Source organism: Bradyrhizobium nanningense (genome assembly GCF_004114535.1).
GTDB classification, from domain to species: Bacteria; Pseudomonadota; Alphaproteobacteria; order Rhizobiales; family Xanthobacteraceae; genus Bradyrhizobium; species Bradyrhizobium nanningense.
In genome coordinates this window covers 201,057-223,335 of record NZ_LBJC01000024.1, presented here as the reverse complement: position 1 = coordinate 223,335, position 22,279 = coordinate 201,057, and the positions used below count along the sequence as shown (strand labels likewise).

Sequence of the window (22,279 nt, the reverse complement as noted above, 5' to 3'; positions counted from 1 at the left end):
AGCATGCGCTATCGGCAAGGGCCAGTCCGAAGCAATCTCCCGCTGTCACCGATGCCGAAGCATGTTCCCATGAAGAAGCTTGCAACTCTCGTCATAGCTGCGCTGCTGATAGTCGGGCCAGCTCATGCCATCGTCGGCGGCGGCACGCCGCAGGCCGATGGTGTCGCGCGCGCCGTCGTCACCATCGTCGGCTCGCGAGGCAATTTCTGCACGGGCAGCCTGATTGCACCGCGCGTGGTCCTGACGGTCGCCCACTGCGTGCAGCCCGGCGCGGACTACAAGATCGTCGATCGCGGAGCCGACGGCACGCCGCAATTGCTGAATGTCCGCGCGGTCGCGATCCATCCGGACTTCAACATGCAGGCGATGCAGTCGCACCGTGCCACCGCCGACGTGGCATTGCTGCAACTGGAAATTCCACTCAAGGGAAAATCCACGGTGACGATCGGCATGCCGACGATCCCAATCCAGGTCGGCAGCCGCTTCGTCATCGCCGGCATTGGCGTCACGGTCCGCGGTGACGGCAAGAGCGGCGGCACGACGCGTGTCGCCGCGCTCGTTGCCACCGGCCAGCCCGGCACGCTCCAGATCCGGCTGGTCGATCCCTTAACCAACGGGGTTCGCGAGGGAATCGGTGCTTGCACGGGCGATTCCGGCGGTCCTGTGCTCGAAGATAAGCCGAATGGTGCCGTTCTCGTCGGCCTCGTCAGCTGGTCCACGGGGCCGAACGGCGCCGCCGGTTGCGGCGGATTGACCGGCGTCACGCCGCTCACGCTGTACCGCGATTGGATCTTGCAGACCGCGCGGAGCTGGGGTGCGGCGCTGTGATTTGACCGCGACTTGATCTATGTCATTTTGAAGCGGAAGCGCGGCGGGTGATCATGTCGGCCGCGGAGGAAACGCGTCGCCCGTCAAGGGTGACCACAAAACAACCAAGGCATAGAAGCAACAATGAATGTCGCTGTTCGCGGTCACACCGCTACCAAGCAAGCTTCCGAACATTTCGACGTGCTGATCGTCGGCGCCGGCATCTCCGGCATCGGCAGCGCCTATCACGTCCAGAAGCAGTTGCCAGGCACGAGCTACGTCATCCTCGAGACGCAGGAAACGTTCGGCGGCACCTGGAGCACACATCGTTATCCCGGCATTCGCTCCGACAGCGACCTCCATACCTTCGGCTACAGTTTCAAGCCGTGGGTCGGCCCGCCGATTGCGACCGCCGAGGAGATCCTCTCCTATATGAAAGAGGTGATCGACGACAACGATATCGCAAGACACATCCGCTACAAGCACAGGATCAATTCCGCGAGCTGGTCGAGCGAGCAGAATCTCTGGACCATCGAGGCGGTGACGACCGACACCGGGGAGCCTAAGACGTTCACCGCAAACTTCCTCTGGATGTGTCAGGGCTATTACCGCCATTCGGAAGGCTACACGCCGGAATGGAAGGGCATGGACCGCTTCAAGGGGCGCATCGTCCATCCCCAGACCTGGCCTGATGATATCGATCTCACCAACAAGAAGGTCGTCGTGATCGGCTCGGGCGCGACGGCAGCGACGCTGGTGCCGAACATCGCGGACAAATGCGCGCATGTCACCATGTTGCAGCGCTCGCCGACCTATTTCCGGCTCGGCCGCAACGCCATCGAGATCGCGGAGGAGCTGCGCCGGCTTCAGGTCGACGAGGAGTGGATCCACGAGATCGTGCGGCGCAAGATCCTGTTCGAGCAGGATGCCTTCACGAAGCTCTGCGTGTCCAAGCCCGAGCAGGTGAAGAAGGACCTGATCGGCCAGATCAGCGCGGTGCTCGGTCCCGACTACGATGTCGAGACGCACTTCACGCCGACCTACCGGCCGTGGCGGCAGCGCATCGCCTTTGTGCCGGATGCCGACCTGTTCAAGGGCATTGCCAGCGGCAAGGCTTCTGTCGTCACCGACGAGATCGAATGCTTCGTCGAGAACGGCATCCAGCTGAAATCGGGCAAGCTGCTCGAGGCCGATGTCATCGTGACCGCAACCGGCTTCAATCTCGCCGCGCTTGGCGACATCGCCTTCGAGATCGACGGCAAGCCGCTCGCCTTCGGCGACACCGTCACCTATCGCGGCATGATGTTCACGGGCGTTCCGAACATGGTCTGGGTGTTCGGCTATTTCCGCGCCAGCTGGACGCTCCGCGTCGACCTCGTCGCCGATTTCGTCTGCCGGCTGCTTGGCCACATGAAGGCCAAGGGCGCCAAGAAGGTCGAGGTGAAACTGCGCCCCGAAGACCACAACATGCCGATCCTGCCCTGGATCGATCCGGAAAACTTCAATCCCGGCTACATGATGCGCAACATGGACCTGTTGCCCAAGCGCGGCGACAAGCCGGAATGGCAGCACAGCCAGGATTACTGGACCGAGAAGGACGAGATCCCGAAGACGGATCTGGATGACAAGGCGTTTGTGTACGGGTGAGGGTGGTCCTTGGCGAGGGATCGCGTGAGGGGCGGCGGCACTCACCACACACTCCGCTGTCGTCCCGGGGCGCGTAGCGAACCCGGGACCCATAATTACAGGGCGTGGTTATGGAGCGAGCGGGTCACTCCGAGCCTTCGCCAAACGTCTCCCTGTGGTTATGGGTCCCGGATCTGCGCTTCGCTTGTCCGGGACGACAGCGGTTGTTGGGTCAGCGGCGCGCCAACTCATCTCCAGCAGCTCACGAATTCCTTCGCGTTGCATTCGTGGCAATCGCCGCGGCTGCCGTCCGGTTCTCCACGCCGAGCTTGGCATAGATCTGCTCGAGATGCTTGTCGACCGTGCGCGGGCTGAGGCCCAGGATCTGCGCGATGTCCCGGTTGGTCTTGCCCTTGCTGAGCCAGGCGAGCACCTCGCCCTCGCGGGTGGTGAGGCCGAGCTCGCTGGTGAATTCGGGCGGGAGCGCGGTGCCGGACTCCCTGGAGAGCCGCAGCAGAAACTCGTTCGGCGCCGTTTCGCCCATATAATAGAGCCGGAGCTGCGGATTGTCTGGTAACGAGGTCGCCTGAGATTTCGAACTACCCTTGGCCTTGGCCTGCTCCAGCCATTGCAGCAGCGTTGGCGACAGGACGAAGTCGTCGGCCTGTGCGCCTTGATGGTCGGACATCAGCTTCTGCGCCTGCGGCGTCGCCCAGAGCAAATTGCCCTGGCGGTTGACCGCGAACAGGAAGCGGCCAGAGACGTCGAGCGCGGCGCGCGCACTCTGTGTCAGCCGGGCATTGCCGAGATGGACGCGAATGCGCGCCAGCATCTCCTCGATCGCGATCGGCTTGGTCACGTAGTCGACGCCGCCGGCCTCGAGCCCGCGCACGATGTGCTCGGTTTCGGCAAGGCCCGTCATGAAGATCACAGGGACATTGGCAAGGTCCGCATCGCGCTTGAGCCGGCGGCAGGTCTCGAAGCCGTCGATGCCGGGCATCACGGCATCGAGCAGCACGATGTCGGGCGTGATCTGGTCGATGATGCGTATCGCGGCTGCGCCATCGAGCGCCACCATCACCGTCATGCCGGCGCCATCGAGCGCGTCGGTCAGCAGCCGCAGCGTCTCCGGAGAGTCATCGACAACGAGCGCGACGTCGCGCTTCTTCGGCTCAATGCTCATGCGCATGCAATGTCTTCAATGTGGCCATGTATTGCTCGAGATCGAAGCGATCGACCAGCGACCGCATCTGCGCGACGAAGTCGGCGTGCTCCGGATGCTCGCTGCCGATCTCGTCCAGCTTCAACTGAATGCCCTTGACGTAGCCGATCTGGCCGAGCCCGATCAGCGCCTCGATGTGCCGCGCCGGCGGCGTTGATCCACTTTCGGGACGCCAGAACGACACCGCGATCTCGTCCGAGCCGTATTGCCATTCGACTTTGAGCAGCTGGCGGATCGTCTCCAGGAGCCGGGGAATGTCGATCGGCTTCATCAGGTAGCCGTCGTGGAAGGGCTGTGCCAGCGGCGTGCCGTGGGCTTCCAGCGCGCTCGCCGATACCATCAGGATGCGCGCCTGGCGGTGGCCGCTCGCGCGCAAGGCCTCCGCCACGGCCCAGCCGTCCATGGCCGGCATCGAGATGTCGAGCAGGAACAAATCGGGCCGGCAATGCTGCGCCAGCGCGAGGCAGCCGGGACCGTCGGGAGCACTGAGCAGGATGAAACCGAGCGGCGTCAGCACCTCGCGCAGGAGGTCGCGATGAACCGGATCGTCGTCGGTGATGAGGATGGTCTTGCGCGCGCCGTGATAGCCGGAGACCGGGGCCTCAATCGGCGCGATGCGCTGCGGATTTGTGACCTCGGAGAGCAGGATCTTGACCTTGAAGGTCGAGCCGGTGCCGACCGTGCTCGTCACCTTGATATCGCCGCCCATCACCCCGGCCAGCAGGCGGCTGATGGTCAAGCCGAGTCCGGTGCCGGTCTGCGGCTGCGAGACGCCGAGCGCGCCGCGCTCAAAGGGCGCGAAGATGCGCTCGAGGTCGTCGCCCTGGATGCCTGGGCCGGTGTCGATCACTTCGAACTCGGCGACGGGGCTGCGATAGTGCACGACGAACTGCACGCTGCCGGTCTGGGTGAACTTGATCGCGTTGGAGAGCAGGTTGATCAGCACCTGGCGCAGCCGCTTCTCGTCGGCATAGACCACGAGCGGTAGGTGTGGAGGCCGCCGGAACACGAAGTCGATGCCCTTGGCGGCGGCCTGCAGGCGGAACATGCCGACGAGTTGGTCGAGGAATTCGCCGAGGCGCACCTCGTCGCGCGACAGATACAGTCGCCCTGCCTCGATCTTGGAGATGTCCAGAATGCCGTCGATCAGGCCGGAGAGGTGGTCGGCGCTGCGGCGGACGACGCGGACCTGGTCGCGCGGCTTGATGCTCAGCGTCGCATCCTGCTCCAGCAGCTGGGCATAGCCGCTGATCGCATTCAGCGGCGAACGCAGCTCGTGGCTCAGGCCCACCACGTACCGGCTTTTGGCGAGGTTGGCGGATTCGGCGACTTCCTTGGCGCGCTGAAGCTCGGCGTCGGTGCGCTTGTGGGCGTCGATCTCCTGGATCAGCAGCGTGGTCTGCCGGCGCGTCTCGGCTTCAGCCGCGCGGCGGCTCTGCTGCGCCAGCACGAACAGCCAGGCCACCACGCCGATGATGATGCTGAGCGAGAAGAACACCTTCCAGAGCACCTCGGAGACGAGCGTGGTCTCGCCATGCACGCTCGCCGATGTCTGCAGATAGATCAGTCCGAGCACCAGCGCGACGAGGCCCGCGGAGACCACGAACACGCCGACATAGTGGCCGAGCTGCGAGTTGATCCGCGCGTAAATCGGCTGCGGCATCAGCTTGCCCAGCGTCTCCGACACTTGCGCCTGGATCCGCGCGTGCGGCTTGCAGAGATCGTGGCAGCGGGCGTCCAGCGAACAGCACAGGGAGCAGATCGGCCCCGCGTAAGCGGGGCAGGAGGCCATGTCCTCCGGCTCGAACGCGTGTTCGCAGATACAGCACTGGATCGACTCGATGTTCTGCCAGCTACGCTTCGGCTTGCGTGCGATGTAGTACTTGCCGCCTGTGGCCCAGGCAATCAACGGTGCGGTGATGAAGGCAGCCGCGAGCGCTATGAAGGCCGACAACGCCTTCGCGGTAGGCCCGAACAGACCGTAAAAGGCACTGATGGAGACGATGGTTGCGATCGTCATCGCGCCCACGCCGACCGGATTGACGTCGTAGAGATGCGCGCGCTTGAATTCGATCTGCTGTGGCCGCAATCCAAGCGGCTTGTTGACGATGAGATCGGCGACCAGCGCGCCGACCCAGGCGATCGCGACGTTCGAATACAGAGCCAGCGTCTGCTCCAGGGCCTTGTAGACGCCGATCTCCATCAACAGCAGCGCCACGATGACGTTGAAGACCAGCCACACCACGCGGCCGGGATGGCTGTGGGTCAGGCGCGAGAAAAAGTTCGACCAGGCGATCGAGCCGGCATAGGCGTTGGTGACGTTGATCTTGACCTGCGACAGGATCACGAACGTGCCGGTCAAGGCCAGCGCAAGATCGGGCTGCGACAGCACGTAGCGGAACGCTTCGAGATACATATGCGCCGGCTCGGCCGCCTCCTCGGGCGGCACGCCATGGCTGAGCGCGAAGAAGGCGAGGAATGAGCCCGCCAGGAGTTTCAGCGCACCAAGCACGATCCAGCCCGGCCCTGCGCTCATCAGCGCCAACCACCAGGAGGCCCTGGACGCGCGGCGGTCGCGCGGCAAGAATCGCAGGAAGTCGACCTGCTCGCCGATCTGCGCCACCAGCGAAAACACGACCGAGGCCGCAACCCCGAACAGCAGCAGATCGAAGTGGCCGTTGAGATCGCCGTGCTCACCCGCGAACTTGCGCCATTCCGTGAAGGAGTGCGGGTTGTGCCAGGCGATCGCCGCGAACGGAATGATGTGGAGCACGATCCACAGCGGCTGCGTCCACAATTGGAAGCGGCTGATCAACGTGATGCCGTAAGCCACCAGCGGGATGATCACGACGGCGCTGATGAGATAGCCGACCGGCCGCGGAATTCCGAAGCACATCTCGAGCGCGGACGCCAGGATCACGGCTTCGATCGCAAAGAAGATGAAGGTGAAGGACGCGTAGATCAGCGAGGTGACAGTCGAGCCGATGTAGCCGAAGCCGGCGCCGCGCGTGAGCAGGTCGATGTCGATGCCGCATTTGGCGGCATAATAGGCGATGGGCACACCACAGCAGAAGATGATGAGAGAGACCACGAGGATGGCGGCGGTCGCGTTGGTGACGCCATAGTTCAGGGTGATGGTGCCGCCGATCGCCTCCATCGCCAGGAACGAGATCGCGCCCAGCGCAGTGTTGGCGACCCTGGCGGCGGACCAGCGGCGCGCGCTCTTGGCCGTGAAGCGCAGCGCGTAGTCTTCCAACGTCTGGTTGGCGACCCACTGGTTGTACTGGCGCCTGACGCGGTCTATTCGCTGCCGCCCTGCCACGCTCTACCCCACTCCCGATACGGACCCGGAGCCCCTCGCAAATTCCGTACCAAAAGCCTACGTCGGCATTTTGCGGTGCAGTATACGCGATCTTGCGTATGCTTTTGCCGCCCAGATCCGAGCCATCCTCACGGCACCAATCGCGTGTTCTCGAACAAAAAGTGGGGTGCTCATGTCGGACGAAGCAAACAAGGGCCTGTTATCGCCGCTTCGGCGCAAATTATTGATGGGAATGGCCGCCGTGCCGGCCATGACGATGCTGCCGCGGGCGTCTTTTGCCCAGGCTCCCGCGACCTCGGCGGTCAACACCACGGGCCTCGCGGTCACCGACACCGAGGTGACGGTCGGGATCCTGCACTCGGCGACCGGCACCATGGCGATCTCCGAGACCGGCTCGATCGAAGCTGAAAAGCTCGCCATCGAGCAGATCAACGCCGCCGGCGGCGTGCTCGGGCGCAAGATCAAGTTCATCCAGGAAGACGGCGCCAGCGATTGGCCGACCTTTGCGGAAAAGGCCAAGAAACTCTTGGTCAACGACAAGGTCGCAGCGATCATGGGTTGCTGGACCTCGGCCTCGCGCAAGGCGGTGCTGCCGGTCGTCGAGCAGTATAACGGTATGCTTTACTACCCGACCTTCTATGAAGGCCTCGAGCAGTCCAAGAACGTCATCTACACCGGCCAGGAAGCGACCCAGCAGATCCTCGCCGGCCTGAACTGGATCGCCAAGGAGAAGGGCGCAAAATCGTTCTTCTTCATCGGTTCCGACTACATCTGGCCCCGCACCTCGAACAAGATCGCGCGCAAGCACGTCGAGAACGTGCTGAAGGGCAAGGTGGTCGGCGAGGAGTATTATCCGCTCGGCAACACCCAGTTCAACTCGGTCATCAACAAGATCAAGCTGACCAAGCCCGACGTCATCTTCACCGACGTCGTCGGCGGCTCCAACGTCGCCTTCTACAAGCAGCTCAAGGCCGCCGGCATCGACCTTTCCAAGCAAGCGCTGCTGACGATCTCGGTGACCGAAGACGAAATCGATGGCATCGGTGGCGAAAACATTGCGGGCGCCTATGCCTGCATGAAGTACTTCCAGTCGCTCGACAATCCGAACAACAAGGCCTTCGTGCCGGCGTTCAAGAAGATGTGGGGCGAGAAGACCGTCATCGGAGACGTCACCCAGGCTGCCTATCTCGGCCCGTGGTTGTGGAAATTGACGGTCGAGAAGGCCGGCTCCTTCGATGTCGACAAGATCGCGGCGGCCTCGCCGGGCGTCGAGTTCAAGGGGGCTCCGGAAGGTTACGTGCGCATCCACGAGAATCATCACCTCTGGTCGAAGACCCGGGTGGGGCGCGCCAAGCTCGATGGCCAGTTCGAGCTGATCTACGAGACCGCCGATCTCGTCGAGCCGGATCCGTTCCCCAAGGGCTATCAATAAGAGCCGCGGCGTCCGCCGCAGTTTCCCGAAAAGGCAAGCCGCTCCCTGGCGTGGATCGCAAGTCCAAGCCTCAAGACCCCGCGTCGCCACTCTGCATCGCGACGCGGGACCCTTATCCCTGACGGAGGACATCGATGTTCGGCGACTACTCGCTTGGTGATCTCGGCTCCATCTTCGTCATGCAGGGCTTTGCCGGGCTGATCCTGTTCTCGGTCTACGTCCTGATGGCGCTCGGGCTTGCCATCATCTTCGGCCAGATGGGCGTCATCAACATGGCCCATGGCGAGTTCATGATCCTCGGAGCCTACGTCACCTGGATGACCTCCAATCTCTTCCAGGCCTATTTGCCGAGCCTGTTCAGCGGTTACTTCTTTCTCGCGATGATCCTGGCCTTTGTCGCGTCAGGTGCGTTGGGCATGCTGGTGGAATGGGCGCTGATACGGCATCTGTACAAGCGTCCGCTCGATACGCTGCTCGCCACCTGGGGCCTCAGCCTGATGCTGCAGCAGGCCTATCGCTCCGTGTTCGGCGCACGCGAGGTCGGCGTCGAGCTGCCGCAATGGATGCTCGGTTCGCTGCACGTCACCGACAGCATCGAAGTGCCGATCAACGGCGTCTTCGTGATGTGCCTCACCGTGCTGATCACCATCTCTGTCGCCTACGTTCTCTACATGTCGCGCTGGGGCCGGCAGGTGCGTGCCGTGGTGCAGAACCGCATCATGGCGGGCGCCGTCGGCATCAATACCGAGAAGGTCGACCGCTACACGTTCGGCCTCGGTTGCGGCATCGCCGGAATCGCCGGCAGCGCCTTCACCATGATCGGCTCGACCGGGCCGACGTCGGGACAGCTCTACATCGTCGATACGTTCCTGGTCGTCGTGTTCGGCGGCGCCGCCAGCCTGCTCGGCACCATCGCCTCCGCGTTCTCGATCTCGCAGACGCAATCGACGCTCGAATTCTTCATGTCGGGCTCGATGGCCAAGGTGCTCACGCTGCTCGCTGTCGTCGGCATCCTGATGCTGCGGCCGCAGGGCCTCTTCGCCCTCAAGGTTCGCAAATAACGAGAAGCAGGCAAGTCATGATCATCACCTCACGCTTCTTCAATCGATCCGAGCTCATGGGTTTCATTGCTCTCGCGGCCGTGCTGTTCGTGATCCTGCCGCTGACGCTCGACGTCTTCCGCCTCAATCTGGTCGCGAAATACCTGACCTACGCCTTTGTCGCACTCGGCCTCGTGCTGTGCTGGGGCTATGGCGGCATCTTGAGCCTGGGGCAGGGCGTGTTCTTCGGCCTCGGCGGCTATTGCATGGCGATGTTCCTCAAGCTCGAGGCCTCGAGCGTCGAGAACACCAAGATCCAGTCGACGCCCGGCATCCCCGACTTCATGGACTGGAATCAGATCACGTCACTGCCGCTGTTCTGGCAGCCGTTCCACAGCCTCGCCTTCACCATCCTCGCCATCATCCTGGTCCCCGGCCTGTTCGCCCTGATCATCGGCACCGCGATGTTCAAGCGCCGCGTCGGCGGCACCTATTTCGCGATCATCACCCAGGCCGTGGCCGCCATCCTGACGATCCTGATCGTCGGTCAACAGGGCTATACCGGCGGGATCAACGGCATGACCGATTTGCGTACGCTCAAGGGTTGGGACATTCGGCCCGACCACGCCAAGATCGTCCTGTACTTCGTCGAGGTGGTGCTGCTGTTCGCCTGCATCGGCATCGCGCAGTTCATCCGCCTGACCAAGCTCGGCCGTATTCTCGTGGCGATGCGCGAACAGGAGGACCGCGTCCGCTTCTCCGGCTACAGCGTCGCCAATTTCAAGATCTTCGCCTTCTGCATGGCCGCGGTCTTCGCCGCGATCGGCGGTGCCACGTTCGCGCTCAATGTCGGTTTCATGTCGCCGTCCTTTGTCGGCATCGTGCCGTCGATCGAGATGGTGATCTACACCGCGGTCGGCGGGCGGATGTCGATCTTCGGCGCGATTTGGGGCGCCATCCTGGTGAATTTCGCCAAGACCAGCCTGTCGGAATCCTTCCCGCAACTCTGGCTGTTCGGTCTCGGCGCTCTGTTCATCGCGGTGGTGCTCGCCTTCCCGAATGGTCTGTCCGGGCTATGGGCCGACTACGTGCAGCCGCGCATCGATCGGCTGTTCGCCTCGCGCAAGGCGAAGCCGGGCTGGAACGACAATTCGGTCGCCGACGGCGCGCCGGCAGAGTGAGGAGGACATCGTGCTCATCGGACACCAGCCCAAGGACTTCCTGCTCGCGGTCTCCGGCCTCACCGTCTCGTTCGACGGGTTCAAGGCGGTCAACGATCTCTCCTTCTACGTCGAGGAGAACGAGATTCGCGTCATCATCGGTCCCAACGGCGCCGGCAAGACCACCGTGCTCGACCTGATCTGCGGCAAGACCAAGGCGACCTCGGGCTCGATTCAGTTTCGTGGCAAGGAGCTCACGAAGATGAGGGAGAACGAGATCGTGCAGACCGGCGTCGGGCGCAAATTCCAGACGCCGTCGGTGTTCGAGGACCTCACCGTGTTCGAGAACCTCGAGATCTCGTTCCCGCGCGGCCGCACCGTATTCGGCTCGCTGACCTTTCAGCGCGACCAGCCGGTGACGGACCGGGTCGAAGAGGTCGCGGAGATGATCTTCCTCAAGGACAAGCTCAACACCTATGCCGACGAGCTCAGCCACGGCCAGAAGCAGTGGCTCGAGATCGGCATGCTGCTGATCCAGGACCCGGACCTCCTGATGCTCGACGAGCCCGTCGCCGGCATGAGCGTGTCCGAGCGCGCCAAGACCGCCGAATTGCTCAACCGCATCATCAAGAACCGCTCGGTGCTGGTGATCGAGCACGACATGAAGTTCGTCGAGGACATCGCGCACAAGGTCACCGTGCTGCACCAGGGCCAGATCCTCTCCGAGGGGACCATGGAGAAGGTGAAGAACGATCCCAAGGTCGTTGAAGTATACCTCGGCCACTAAGGAGCGCACTGATGCTGGCAATTTCCGATCTCCACGTCGCCTACGGCCAGAGCGAGGTGCTGCACGGGCTCAACGTCAAGGTCGCGCCGAACGAGATCGTGGCGATCATGGGCCGCAACGGCATGGGCAAGACCACGCTGATGAAGTCGCTGATGGGCATCCTGCCCGCCAAAAGCGGCTCGGTGACCATGGACGGCACCGAGCTCGGCAGCCTCAAGAGCTTTGAGCGCGTCGCCAAGGGCCTCGCCTACGTCCCGCAGGGCCGCATGATCTTCTCCACAATGACGGTGAAGGAGAACATCGAAACCGGCCTCGTCGTCTCCGGTGGCTCCGAGGTGCCGGGCGATATCTACGAATTGTTCCCGGTGCTGCTGGAAATGAAAGGCCGTCGCGGCGGCAACCTTTCCGGCGGCCAGCAGCAGCAGCTCGCCATCGCGCGTGCGCTCGCGACCAAGCCGAAGGTCTTGCTTCTGGATGAGCCGACCGAAGGCATCCAGCCGTCGATCATCAAGGAGATGGCGCGCACGTTGAAGCGCATCCGCGACGAGAAGGGGCTCTCGATCGTGGTGTCCGAGCAGGTCCTGAGCTTCGCGCTCGATATCGCCGACCGGGTGCTGGTGATCGAGAACGGCGAGATCGTGCGTGACGATCCGCGCGACGCCGTCGATGCCGCGCAGGTCTCGAAATATCTGTCCGTCTAACCAACCGTAGTAAAGGGGAGCATCTCGATGCCAGAGACACTGATCAAGGTCGATCTCACCAAGTCGGCCTATGAAAACGACATGGTGCACAACCGCTGGCACCCCGACATCCCGATCGTGGCCTGGGTCAATCCCGGCGACGATTTCATCATCGAGACCTATGATTGGACCGGCGGCTTCATCAAGAACAACGATTCCGCCGACGACGTGCGCGACATCGACCTGTCGATCGTGCACTTCCTGTCCGGTCCGATCGGCGTCAAGGGCGCCGAGCCCGGCGACCTCCTGGTGGTCGACCTGCTCGACGTCGGCCCGATGAAGGAGAGCCTCTGGGGCTTCAACGGCTTCTTCTCCAAGCAGAACGGCGGCGGCTTCCTCACCGACCATTTCCCGCTGGCGCAGAAGTCGATCTGGGACATCAAGGGCCTCTACACCTCGTCGCGCCACGTGCCCGGCGTGAACTTCGCGGGTCTCATCCATCCCGGCCTGATCGGCTGTCTGCCCGATCCCAAGATGCTGGAGACCTGGAACAAGCGCGAGGCCGAGCTGATCTCGACCAACCCGACCCGTGTGCCTGGGCTTGCCAACCCGCCGTTCGCGCCGACCGCCCATGGCGGCCGCGCCAAGGGCGACGTCAAGGCCAAGATCGGCGCCGAAGGCGCGCGCACCGTGCCGCCGCGCGAGCATGGCGGCAATTGCGACATCAAGGATCTCTCGCGCGGCTCGAAGATTTACTTCCCGGTCTATGTGCCCGGCGCCGGTCTTTCGATGGGCGACCTGCACTTCAGCCAGGGCGACGGCGAGATCACCTTCTGCGGCGCCATCGAGATGGCCGGCTGGCTGCACTTGAAGGTGGAAGTGATCAAGGACGGCATGTCGAAATACGGTATCAAGAACCCGATCTTCAAGCCGTCGCCGATCACGCCGAACTACAAGGACTATCTGATCTTCGAAGGCATCTCGGTGGACGAGGCCGGCAAGCAGCACTATCTCGACGTCCACATCGCCTATCGTCAGGCCTGCCTCAATGCCATCGAATATCTGAAGAAGTTCGGCTATTCCGGCGCCCAGGCCTATTCGATCCTCGGCACCGCGCCGTGCCAGGGCCACATCTCCGGCGTGGTCGACGTGCCCAACGCCTGCGCCACGCTGTGGCTGCCGACCGAGATCTTCGACTTCGACGTGATGCCGTCGGCGGCCGGACCCATCAAGCACATCACCGGCGACGTCCAGATGCCGATCTCGCCGGACAAATGACGCCTGCGCTCCCTCTCCCCGTTCGTACGGGGAGAGGGGCGGATGAGGGGCTGCCTCCGCGTGAGCGGGAACCGCGAGCTGTGTTGAACATGCATTTGGGATGATGCGATGCCGGTCTATGAATATCTCTGTGACGACTGCGGACCTTTCAAGGATCTGCGCCCGATGGCCGAATGCGACGATCCGCAAAGCTGTCCGCATTGCGAGACCATGGCGCCGCGGGTGATCCTGACCGCGCCGAACTTCTTCTGCATGCCGGCGGACAGGCGCAAGGCGCACGCCGTCAACGAGCGCAGCTCGCACGCGCCGCAGACGCTGGCGCAATACAAGGCTGCGCACGGCCCCGGCTGCGGCTGCTGCTCGTCGGGTAAGACGGTGAAGGACAAAAGCTCGTCGGACAAGAAGAAGCCGGCGCGGCTGGTGACGAAGTCCAGAACCGGGGCCAAGGGTTTTCCGACGGCGCGGCCCTGGATGATCAGCCACTAACCCACGCGAAGATCTCAAACGAACAAAAGACAGGAGCGCCCAACATGCTTCACGGTGATATCTCCAGCAGCAGCGATACCGTCGGCGTCGCGGTGGTCAATTACAAGATGCCCCGCCTGCACACCAAGGCCGAGGTGCTCGAGAACGCCCGCAAGATCGCCGACATGATCGTCGGCATGAAGGCCGGTTTGCCGGGCATGGACCTCGTGATCTTCCCGGAATATTCCACGCAAGGCATCATGTACGATTCCAAGGAGATGTACGAGACGGCCTCCGTGGTGCCGGGCGAGGAAACCGCGATCTTCGCCGAAGCCTGCCGCAAGGCCAAGGTCTGGGGCGTGTTCTCGCTGACCGGTGAGCGCCACGAGGAGCATCCTCACAAGGCGCCCTACAACACCCTGATCCTGATGAACGACAAGGGCGAGATTGTGCAGAAGTACCGCAAGATCATGCCGTGGGTGCCGATCGAGGGCTGGTATCCCGGCAATTGCACCTATGTGTCCGAAGGTCCGAAAGGCCTCAAGGTCAGCCTGATCATCTGCGACGACGGCAATTATCCGGAGATCTGGCGTGACTGCGCCATGAAGGGCGCCGAGCTGATCGTGCGCTGCCAGGGCTATATGTACCCGGCCAAGGAGCAGCAGGTCATGATCTCCAAGGCGATGGCATGGGCCAACAACGTCTATGTCGCGGTCGCCAACGCCGCCGGCTTCGACGGCGTCTATTCTTATTTCGGCCACTCCGCGATCATCGGCTTCGATGGCCGCACGCTCGGTGAGTGCGGCGAGGAGGATTACGGCATCCAATACGCGCAGCTGTCGAAACATCTGATCCGCGACGCGCGCCGCAACGGCCAGTCGCAGAACCATCTCTACAAGCTCGTCCACCGCGGTTACACCGGCATGATCAATTCCGGCGACAGCCCGCGCGGCGTTGCGGCCTGCCCGTATGATTTCTACAAAAACTGGATCAAGGATCCTGAAGGCACGCGCGACATGGTCGAGGCGATGACCCGCGCGACGCCGGGGACCGACGAGTGTCCGATCGACGGCATCCCGAATGGGGCGGCGGCGTCCAACTACTAGATTAGCGCTTCTGCTGCGGCTTGCGCGGTGGGCGCGGAGCGGCGGCAGGCGCGGGGGTCCCACTCATCTTGCTGGCGGCCTCGCTGACGTCGAGCAGCGAGCGGCGGATGTCCTCGAGATAGCCCGCCGACTTCTTCTTCATGGTGTCGGCAAGCTCGTGCAGCCCCTTGATCTTCTCGAACAGCTCGTCGGCCTTGCCGTCGACGAAGCCGGGCACCACGCCCTCGATCTTCGTGACCGCCTTGTCGAAGCCAGCGAAGGCGCTGTCGACCTTGGCCATGACGGAATCGATCTCGGTGCCCTTGTTCCGAAGATCGTCGGTGTAGTTTTCGAACGTGCTCAGGCCGTCCTTGATCGCGGGGGCGTTGCTGACGATCGTGCGATCGACGCTGTGCAGGGTGTCGACGATGGATTCGGCGTCGCTGAGATCGGCGGTCAGCACGGGGACGCCGTCCGAGTCCAGCGGCACCGGTGGCGCGGAGGGAGCGCCTCCGATCAGCGAGATCGCGGCGACACCGGTGAGGCCCTGGAACTCGATGCCCGCCACGGTGTCCTTGCGGATCGGCGCCGTGTTGTCGAGCATCACCAGCGCCACGATCCTGCGCGGACTATCCAGCTTGATCGACAGGATCTGGCCTGCCGGGACACCGTCGAAATTGACCGGCCCGCCGCGGCGCAGACCGCTGGCGGAGCCGCCCTCGAACACCACGCGCAACTGGCTGCGGCTCTGGATGGTGCGCCATTTCTGCACGCCGAGCAGGCCGCCGAACGCCACGGCGATCACCGCCAGCGTCGCCGTTCCGATCACCAGATTGCTCGCACGTGCCATACGGGGAGGGTTTTACGGCCAAAGCAGGAAAGTTGGAAGGCCGGATGGTAAGCAGGGCGGGTTAGCGAAGCGTAACCCGCCGCCTTCTTCGCCTGTCGTACAAAGTGGCGGATTACGCTGCGCTAATCCGCCCTACGGACTACGGTACTTTAATGCCCAGCCGCGCGTTTTGCCGCGGCGTTGTTGAGGACGATCAGGGCATCGACGGCCACGCCGGTCCTGGTGTTGATCAGGAACGGGTTGATGTCGATCGAGGCGATCCGGTCGCCGGCATCCGCAATCAAATTGGACAGGCCGACCAGCGCCTTCACCGCGGAAGCTTCGTGCAGGGCCGGCTTGCCGCGATAGCCGCGCATCTTGATCCCGGCCTTGGTGCGGCCGATCAGGAGCTGCGCCTCGGCCTCGTCCAGGGGCGCGCCGGCGAGCGCGACGTCTTTCATCAGCTCGATGTCGATGCCGCCGGTGCCGAACAGCACGACAGGCCCCATCTCGGCATCGAGCGAGGCGCCGACCACGAGCTCGAGCTCGGCCTTGACCTGTTGCGCGATCAGGATGCCGTCGAGCTTCGGCTTGCCCTTCAGCTTCGCGACCCGTGCGGTAATCTCGGCGAACGCCTTCTTCACCTCGGCCGCGCTGTCCAGGTTCAACACCACGCCGCCGATGTCGGATTTGTGCAGGATCTCCGCGCTGACGACCTTCGCCACGACAGGAAAGCCGATCTGCTTGGCGATCTCTACGGCTTCCGTCGCGGTCTGCGCGATCGCCTCCTTCGAGATCGGAATGCCATACGCCTTCAGGAGCTTTTTCGAGGCGACCTCGTCGAGTGCGGCGCCGCTTGCCGATTTCAGCGCCTTCTCCAGCACGGCGCGCGCGGCAGGCTTCGAGCTCGAGACGATGTCGGGCACCTCCTTGCGCAGCTTGGCGTAGTCGAGCAGCGACTTGATCGCGGTCACCGCGCGGTCCATGCCCTGCATGACTGCGAGATGTGGCAGCGATTTGCGCAAGGTCTTGGTGAACTCCGTGAAGCCGATGGACATCGCGCTGATGTAGATCACGGGCTTGCCGCCCTGGCGCGCCATCTCGTCGACGATGCGCAAATTGCGCTCGCGCAGCTCATGCGGCGCCTTGGGCAGTTCGGCATCGACGATGACGATGTCGATATCGGGATCGTCGATCATCAGCTTGATCGACTTCATGTAGACGGAGGGATCGACCACCGCGGCAAAGCCGGCATCGAGCGGATTGCCGACAATCGAGCCCGGTCCGAGCATGTTCGCCAGCTCCGAGCCGACGTGCGGGCTGAGCGGCGCGAAGTTCAGGCCTTCCTTGTAGAAGGCGTCAAGCAGCATGCCGCGCTTTCCGCCCGACAGCGTGACGGCGGCGAGCCGGTTGCCTTTGGGCACCGCCGCGTGAACGAAGCATTCGGTGGTCTCGATCAGCTCGTCGAGCCCGCCGACCCGGATCACGCCCTCGCGCGTTGCAACGGCGTCGAACGTCTCGATCGAGCCCGCGAGCGCGCCGGTATGCGCCATCGCCGCGGCGCGGCCGCCCTCGGACGCACCGAGCTTGAGCGCGATCACAGGCTTGCTCGCGGCGCGCGCCGCCTTGCAGGCATCGCGGAATGCCTTGGTATTGCGCACGCCCTCGAGGTAGACGACGATCACCTTGATGCTCGGATCCTCGGCGAAATAGCGCATCAAATCCGGCGTCTCGAGCCCGGCCTCGTTGCCTGATGTCACCATGTAGCCGACGCCGACGCCGCGGTCCTCCAGCGCCTGACGGATCGCCATGACGATGGCGCCGGACTGCCCGGCGATCGCCACCGCGCCCTGTTCCATGGTCACGACGCGGTCGTCGATGTTGGTGAAGAGCTTTTCGCCGGCACTCAGATTGCCGAGGCAGTTCGGGCCGGTGACCGCAAGTCCTGTCTCGCGCACGGCCGCCTGCAATTCGGCGGCGAGCTTTTGGCTTTCCACGTCCTGCAACTCGCTGAAGCCAGAGGTGACGATGGTGGCCGACCGCGCGCCGGCCGCGGCGGCGTCGCGGATCACCTGCACGGCAAAGCGCGCCGGCACCAGCACCAGAACGTGATCGGGCTTCTCCGGGAGGCTCGCAAGGTCCTTGTAGCAGGGGACGCCCCAGATGACCTCGCGCTTGGCGTTGACCGGATAGAGCCCGCCCTCGAAGCCGTATTTGACCAGATTGTTCCAGATGCGCTCGGCATAATTGCCGGGCTTGTCGGTCGCGCCTACCAGCACGATGTTGTGCGGGTGCAGCATGGCGTGGATGCGCTTGACGATGTCGCTGGCATCGGGCGATGGAGACCATGGGCGGGACGCAGACGCAGCAGACACATGGGCTTCCATGGCGTGATCTCACCTGTTGTTCTTGTTTGGTGGCGCGTCACTCTGTTGTATGGCGAGTCCCTCGGAGTGGCAACCGTGCGGGTGGTATGCCGTGTGGTGGAATGAAGTGCGCATCGGTGCGTGTCAGCCCGGTGGGCAATCTATCCGTCGGTGCCAATCAACGTCGCATGCAGGATGTAGCGCTCGGGTCCGGGAGTGACGGCATCGAACGGCCAGCAGGTCGCGAGAACAAGCTCGAAATCTCGTGCCGTGGCGTCGATCCCCGATGCATCGAAACGAACCACGGCCGAGGAATCCGCCCGATAGCGAAAATGTCGGCCGTCACTTCGTGTGACATCGATGACGTCGCCGATGGCGACATTCCGCAGGAAGCGGAAATGAGTATCGCGATGCGCGGCATAGACGGCTGTCCCGCGTTCGCCCGCATCGGCCGTGTGCTGGATATGGCCGGGTCCGAAAGCAAGCGCCTGTCCGCTCGCGCCTTCCAGCACGATGGCGCTGGCGCCAATCCGTTTCACCTCGATGCGCGCGATCGGCCAGGTATCGGCCCATGACCATGGCTTGACTGGTTGGCTCGTCGCAAGGCTTCTGTCGAAGGCGCGCTCCAGCAGCACCTGCGCGAGCCACGCCTTGGCATGGATATAGGCGCCGTCACCGAACAGGATGAGGCCGATCAAGGCCAGAACCAGAGGAGATATGAGGCGGGGCATCGTGTTTCGCCTTCCGTCATTGCGAGCGAAGCGAGCAATCCAGACTGTTTCCGGAGCGGCAGCGTGGATTGCTTCGCAGCTTCGCTCCTCGCAATGACGTCGAGAAAAAAGACGCGCGCGGCCGTTGGGTACGGGACGGGCGACCGCGCGCGTTAATAGAGGAGTCGGGGGAGCTCCTCTCTCAAGCAGCGTCGGTGAGCAAGGGCCGACGCCGGTTGAACGCGAACAGGAACAGGGCAAGCACGATCAGGATCAGCCCCGCGATCATCTTCAGCTCGGCTGAGGTTGCCGTCTTGGGCAGACGGATCGCATCCTGCGCTGCGGGTGTCGGACGCCGTGCCGCCGGTGAGGTGCCCGCATCGGCATGGCGTTCACGCAACTGCGCCGGGATATGCGGCCGTTCGCCAAACACCTTCTCGAAATCCCAGCCCGCGGGCAGGTTGATCGGCAATTCGCTGAGCTTGAGCGGCGCACCTTCGGAGCGGCTCGGCGTCTTGTCGACGGCGACCAGGCTGGTCAGGCGCGTGACGATCTGATGGTCGAGCGCCAGCGCAAGGATCGCCTTATCAGCCTCCCCGGGCGCGAGCTCGCGCATGGCGCGCGCAACTTCGGCGTCACCGATCTTGCGCCTGGCCCAGAGCTTCGACAGGCCCTTGCCTTCGGCCGCATGTTGCAGCGGCAGCGTCACCGACCAGGGACGATCGCCGACGCGTCCTTTGATCTCGAGCGAGCCTGCAAGCTTGTCGAGCTTTGCCGCCAGCACCAGCGGCTCATCGCGATAGACGTCGGGGATGATCGCGGGGGTGACGTCGGCCGAGGCCTCGGAGAACTTCGCGGTGAGGCCGGTCACGGCCGGGTTTTCGAGCTTGGCGAACAGGCCGCGCATGCGCTCCTCCACCTGTTCGACGGAGCCGATATGGGTGAAGGCCCCGCGGCCGAGCTCGGCGGCGCGTGTCATCAGATAGGTGTTGGGCGCCGACCCGATGCCGACCATGAAGACACGCGAGCGGCCGCGCATCGCCGTGATCGTCTCGAACAATTGCTGCTCGTTGCCGATTGCGCCGTCGGTCAGGAAAACGACCTGGCGAACCATGCCGGTGTCGCCGAGCTTGTCAGCCAGCGCTGCGCGCATCGCCGGCACCATCTCGGTGCCGCCGCGCGCCTGCAACGCGCTCACGAACGAGGTCGCCTCACCGACATGCGCAGCATCTGCAGGCACGGAAGCGGGAAACAGCACGTCCATGGTGTCGTCGAAGCGAATGACGTTGAAGCGATCGGTCGGCTGAAGCCGAGAGAGCGCGTAAGTGAGGCTCGCCTTGGCCTGGACGATCGACGTGCCGCCCATCGACCCCGAATTGTCGATCACGAACACGACCTCGCGTGGCAGCGGCTTTTGTGTCGCCTGCTCGGCGCTGGGCGGGGTGACGAAGGCGAGCAAATAATCGGCATCGCCGACATGTTCGCGGAACAGGCCGACCGACGGCGCCTTCTCGGCGGCGGGCTTCCAGGTCAGCTCGAAGTCGCGGTCGGCAGGGACAGCGCCGTCGGCGAGCGTGACGAGGCGTGTCGCGCTGTCCGGGCTCTCGATCTTGACCTTGTGATGGTGGCTCTTGACCTCGCCAAGCGCGAAGCCGGCCTTCAGGCGCACCGTGATGCTGGTCGGATTGACCGGTGCGTTCTTGGCGGGATCCAGCACGGGCGGCGAGATGCGGTCATGGTCTGCTACCGGGTCCGACGTCGTCGCGCCCCAGCCCGATCCGTCCTTGCGGAAGTCGACGCTCTGGACGATCGGCGCCGGATTGTAGCGCGGTCCGACCACCAGCGGCAGCCGGAGCGAATATTCGTTGCCGGATTGATGCACCGGCTCCTGATATTCGATCTGCACCAGCACGGTTTCGCCAGGGCCGATATTGGCGACCGAATTGGTGAAGATGTTCGGCCGTTCCTGCTCGGTGAGCGCGGCCCTCTGACCGGCGCGGCGCGCCTCTTCGTAGATCAATCGTGCCTGCCGCCGCTCCTTGATGTCTCCCACGATGATGCGGTCGCCGACCACCATTTTGAGCGTATCGACGGCGCCGCCGGTCGCGAGCGGGTAGACATAGGTTGCCTCGACCCAATCCTTGCTCGGGTTGCGAAAGACCTGAGTAACCCGGGCGCGCAAGGTCGGGCCTGAAACCGTGATGTCGACGTCGATGCCGAGGCGGATCGCTTCCGTGGTGCCGCCGTCGTCCTTCAGGAGCAGGCTTCCGGACCTGGCATCGCCGGGCTGGAGCAGGCTGGCCTGCTCGGTCGTTGCCGACCAACTCGTCCCGAAGCTGACGAGCAGGGCCACGAAGGCCATCAGCATCACCGCGATGCCCTGCGCGAGAAGAAACAATCCGAGCTTGATCAGTCCCTTCAACAAGGGGTGTTCGTCGTTGTCGGCGGTGTCGTAGGTGTTCATTTGGCCTGCTCCCGAAAGGGCGTTTGCTGGCTCCGAGCATTCGCCGGGAGCGGCCGATTTCGCGAGCATAATGATCGGCAATGTTCCGCCACGGCCGGCCGGGTGCGCCGTGGCCGGGGTGGCCATGTGCGGTTTTGTGCTGGTTTGTCCGGCCTGCTAGAATGGCCGTGCTGGAGCAGGGCTAGCGATGCAGATGCAGGATAAATTCACCGACAAGCAGCTTTCCGACGAACAGAGCCGCGAGATCGCCGAGACAATTCGCGAGGAGCTCGCCAGACGCCGGATCTCCCGGCAGGCGCTGGCCGAGCTGGCCAAGCTCAGCCTGTCGACGCTGGAAAAGGTGCTCGGCGGGCGGCGGCCGTTCACGCTGGCGACCACGGTGCGGCTGGAGCAGGCGCTGGGCGTCTCCTTGCGCAAAAACCCCGTCGTGGTGGCGCCTCCCGCCGCCAATGATGTCGCTCCCGACAGCCTCGGCTCCTATGCGCATCGCGCCGTGACCTGGCTCGAGGACGTCTACATCACGCTGCGGCCGTCGTTCGGCGACAAGGACGCGATTTTCGCCTACCGCACCGAGATCGTCTGGGAGCCGAAGGTCTCTTCGCTGGTCTTCCGCGAGGGCGACCGGACCGATGCTGCCTACGAGCATACCGGCGAGGTCGCCGTTCCCCATCAGTCCGGCTTCATCTACCTCGTCATCATCAAGCACGGCCAGCACCGCGTGATCACGGTGTCGCGGCCGACGGTCGCCGGCGAGATGTACGGCATCATCTCGACGCTCCGCGCGGGCCCCGGTTCGCAGCTCACGCCGATCGCGGCGCCGATCGCCTACGTGCCGCTCAGGAACGTGCCGCAGCCGTCCCTGGGGCGGGTTGCGCCCGACGACGCCAACCATGCCTTGTATCGAAAGCATCTGCGCCGCACGGTCGACGAGTCTTTTGCGCTGTTTTTGACGCAATAGGCCGCGAAAAATGGTCCTGCACAACTTGTCGGCCCGCCTGCAACAAGA

17 protein-coding genes are annotated in these 22,279 nt (G+C 63.7%); 11 read left to right on the top strand and 6 right to left on the bottom strand.

The annotated features are described in order from the left end of the window. The first annotated feature begins 69 nt into the window (after positions 1–69). Both XH84_RS18610 and XH84_RS18605 read left to right on the top strand, forming a co-directional pair. The gene (locus XH84_RS18610; RefSeq protein WP_164936674.1) at positions 70–828 is read left to right on the top strand and encodes a S1 family peptidase; all 759 of its coding nucleotides are present in this window, start codon (positions 70–72) and stop codon (positions 826–828) included. A 123-nt stretch (positions 829–951) separates the two neighbouring features. Then, positions 952–2,454: a flavin-containing monooxygenase gene (locus tag XH84_RS18605; protein WP_128922823.1), complete on the top strand. Its 1,503-nt coding sequence runs from the start codon at positions 952–954 to the stop codon at positions 2,452–2,454. Between the two features lie 241 nt (positions 2,455–2,695). On the opposite strand, the gene XH84_RS18600 is transcribed toward XH84_RS18605, so the two are convergent. Beyond that, on the bottom strand, positions 2,696–3,622 hold the full coding sequence (locus XH84_RS18600; RefSeq protein ID WP_164936675.1) for a response regulator: 927 nt from the start codon (positions 3,620–3,622) through the stop codon (positions 2,696–2,698). Further along, positions 3,606–6,977: a hybrid sensor histidine kinase/response regulator gene (locus XH84_RS18595; RefSeq protein WP_128922824.1), complete on the bottom strand. Its 3,372-nt coding sequence runs from the start codon at positions 6,975–6,977 to the stop codon at positions 3,606–3,608. Before XH84_RS18595 ends, XH84_RS18600 begins: the two co-directional genes overlap by 17 nt. Before the next feature lie 172 nt (positions 6,978–7,149). Here XH84_RS18595 and urtA point away from each other — a divergent pair, with 172 nt between their 5' ends. The 8 genes from urtA (at position 7,150) to XH84_RS18555 (ending at position 14,925) form a co-directional block, all read left to right on the top strand. Next, entirely contained in the window at positions 7,150–8,409 is a 1,260-nt protein-coding gene (urtA, locus tag XH84_RS18590; RefSeq protein ID WP_128922825.1) for an urea ABC transporter substrate-binding protein, read from the top strand. A gap of 134 nt (positions 8,410–8,543) precedes the next feature. Then, positions 8,544–9,470 (top strand): urea ABC transporter permease subunit UrtB, encoded by a 927-nt coding sequence (gene urtB, locus XH84_RS18585; RefSeq protein WP_128922826.1) that lies wholly within the window; start codon positions 8,544–8,546, stop codon positions 9,468–9,470. Between the two features lie 17 nt (positions 9,471–9,487). After that, a complete protein-coding gene (urtC, locus tag XH84_RS18580) occupies positions 9,488–10,630 on the top strand; it encodes an urea ABC transporter permease subunit UrtC (RefSeq protein ID WP_164936676.1) in 1,143 nt (380 codons plus the stop codon). Between the two features lie 10 nt (positions 10,631–10,640). Next, positions 10,641–11,396, top strand: a complete 756-nt coding sequence (urtD, locus tag XH84_RS18575) for an urea ABC transporter ATP-binding protein UrtD (RefSeq protein WP_128922827.1) — start codon at positions 10,641–10,643, stop codon at positions 11,394–11,396. 11 nt (positions 11,397–11,407) lie between these two features. Further along, positions 11,408–12,097: an urea ABC transporter ATP-binding subunit UrtE gene (gene urtE, locus XH84_RS18570; RefSeq protein WP_128922828.1), complete on the top strand. Its 690-nt coding sequence runs from the start codon at positions 11,408–11,410 to the stop codon at positions 12,095–12,097. A 27-nt stretch (positions 12,098–12,124) separates the two neighbouring features. After that, entirely contained in the window at positions 12,125–13,354 is a 1,230-nt protein-coding gene (gene fmdA / locus XH84_RS18565; protein ID WP_128922829.1) for a formamidase, read from the top strand. Between the two features lie 108 nt (positions 13,355–13,462). After that, entirely contained in the window at positions 13,463–13,840 is a 378-nt protein-coding gene (locus XH84_RS18560; protein ID WP_128922830.1) for an FmdB family zinc ribbon protein, read from the top strand. Positions 13,841–13,884: 44 nt separating this feature from the next. Next, positions 13,885–14,925, top strand: a complete 1,041-nt coding sequence (locus XH84_RS18555; RefSeq protein ID WP_128922831.1) for an aliphatic amidase — start codon at positions 13,885–13,887, stop codon at positions 14,923–14,925. A gap of 1 nt (position 14,926) precedes the next feature. On the opposite strand, the gene XH84_RS18550 is transcribed toward XH84_RS18555, so the two are convergent. From XH84_RS18550 to XH84_RS18535, 4 genes are all read right to left on the bottom strand, one after another. After that, positions 14,927–15,754 carry an MlaD family protein gene (locus tag XH84_RS18550; RefSeq protein WP_128922832.1) on the bottom strand — a complete coding sequence of 276 codons (828 nt, stop codon included), beginning with the start codon at positions 15,752–15,754 and terminating at the stop codon, positions 14,927–14,929. A 149-nt stretch (positions 15,755–15,903) separates the two neighbouring features. Continuing rightward, positions 15,904–18,120, bottom strand: coding sequence for an acetate--CoA ligase family protein (locus XH84_RS18545; protein ID WP_128922833.1), 2,217 nt, complete (start codon positions 18,118–18,120; stop codon positions 15,904–15,906). A 140-nt stretch (positions 18,121–18,260) separates the two neighbouring features. Further along, positions 18,261–18,830 carry a class GN sortase gene (locus XH84_RS18540; RefSeq protein ID WP_128922834.1) on the bottom strand — a complete coding sequence of 190 codons (570 nt, stop codon included), beginning with the start codon at positions 18,828–18,830 and terminating at the stop codon, positions 18,261–18,263. Positions 18,831–19,011: 181 nt separating this feature from the next. Next, the gene (locus XH84_RS18535) at positions 19,012–21,273 is read right to left on the bottom strand and encodes a marine proteobacterial sortase target protein (protein ID WP_128922835.1); all 2,262 of its coding nucleotides are present in this window, start codon (positions 21,271–21,273) and stop codon (positions 19,012–19,014) included. A gap of 187 nt (positions 21,274–21,460) precedes the next feature. Between XH84_RS18535 and XH84_RS18530 the strand changes: the two genes are divergently transcribed. Beyond that, the gene (locus XH84_RS18530; RefSeq protein ID WP_128922836.1) at positions 21,461–22,231 is read left to right on the top strand and encodes a helix-turn-helix domain-containing protein; all 771 of its coding nucleotides are present in this window, start codon (positions 21,461–21,463) and stop codon (positions 22,229–22,231) included. The last annotated feature ends 48 nt before the right edge of the window (positions 22,232–22,279 follow it).

Coding starts and splice junctions, on each gene's coding strand:
- XH84_RS18610 (WP_164936674.1), top strand. CDS start 70: ATGAAGAAGCTTGCAACTCTCGTCATAGCTGCGCTGCTGATAGTCGGG.
- XH84_RS18540 (WP_128922834.1), bottom strand. CDS start 18,830: ATGCCCCGCCTCATATCTCCTCTGGTTCTGGCCTTGATCGGCCTCATC.
- fmdA (WP_128922829.1), top strand. CDS start 12,125: ATGCCAGAGACACTGATCAAGGTCGATCTCACCAAGTCGGCCTATGAA.
- XH84_RS18535 (WP_128922835.1), bottom strand. CDS start 21,273: ATGAACACCTACGACACCGCCGACAACGACGAACACCCCTTGTTGAAG.
- urtB (WP_128922826.1), top strand. CDS start 8,544: ATGTTCGGCGACTACTCGCTTGGTGATCTCGGCTCCATCTTCGTCATG.
- XH84_RS18530 (WP_128922836.1), top strand. CDS start 21,461: ATGCAGATGCAGGATAAATTCACCGACAAGCAGCTTTCCGACGAACAG.
- XH84_RS18555 (WP_128922831.1), top strand. CDS start 13,885: ATGCTTCACGGTGATATCTCCAGCAGCAGCGATACCGTCGGCGTCGCG.
- urtE (WP_128922828.1), top strand. CDS start 11,408: ATGCTGGCAATTTCCGATCTCCACGTCGCCTACGGCCAGAGCGAGGTG.
- XH84_RS18550 (WP_128922832.1), bottom strand. CDS start 15,754: ATGGCACGTGCGAGCAATCTGGTGATCGGAACGGCGACGCTGGCGGTG.
- XH84_RS18545 (WP_128922833.1), bottom strand. CDS start 18,120: ATGGAAGCCCATGTGTCTGCTGCGTCTGCGTCCCGCCCATGGTCTCCA.
- urtA (WP_128922825.1), top strand. CDS start 7,150: ATGTCGGACGAAGCAAACAAGGGCCTGTTATCGCCGCTTCGGCGCAAA.
- XH84_RS18600 (WP_164936675.1), bottom strand. CDS start 3,622: ATGCGCATGAGCATTGAGCCGAAGAAGCGCGACGTCGCGCTCGTTGTC.
- XH84_RS18560 (WP_128922830.1), top strand. CDS start 13,463: ATGCCGGTCTATGAATATCTCTGTGACGACTGCGGACCTTTCAAGGAT.
- urtC (WP_164936676.1), top strand. CDS start 9,488: ATGATCATCACCTCACGCTTCTTCAATCGATCCGAGCTCATGGGTTTC.
- XH84_RS18605 (WP_128922823.1), top strand. CDS start 952: ATGAATGTCGCTGTTCGCGGTCACACCGCTACCAAGCAAGCTTCCGAA.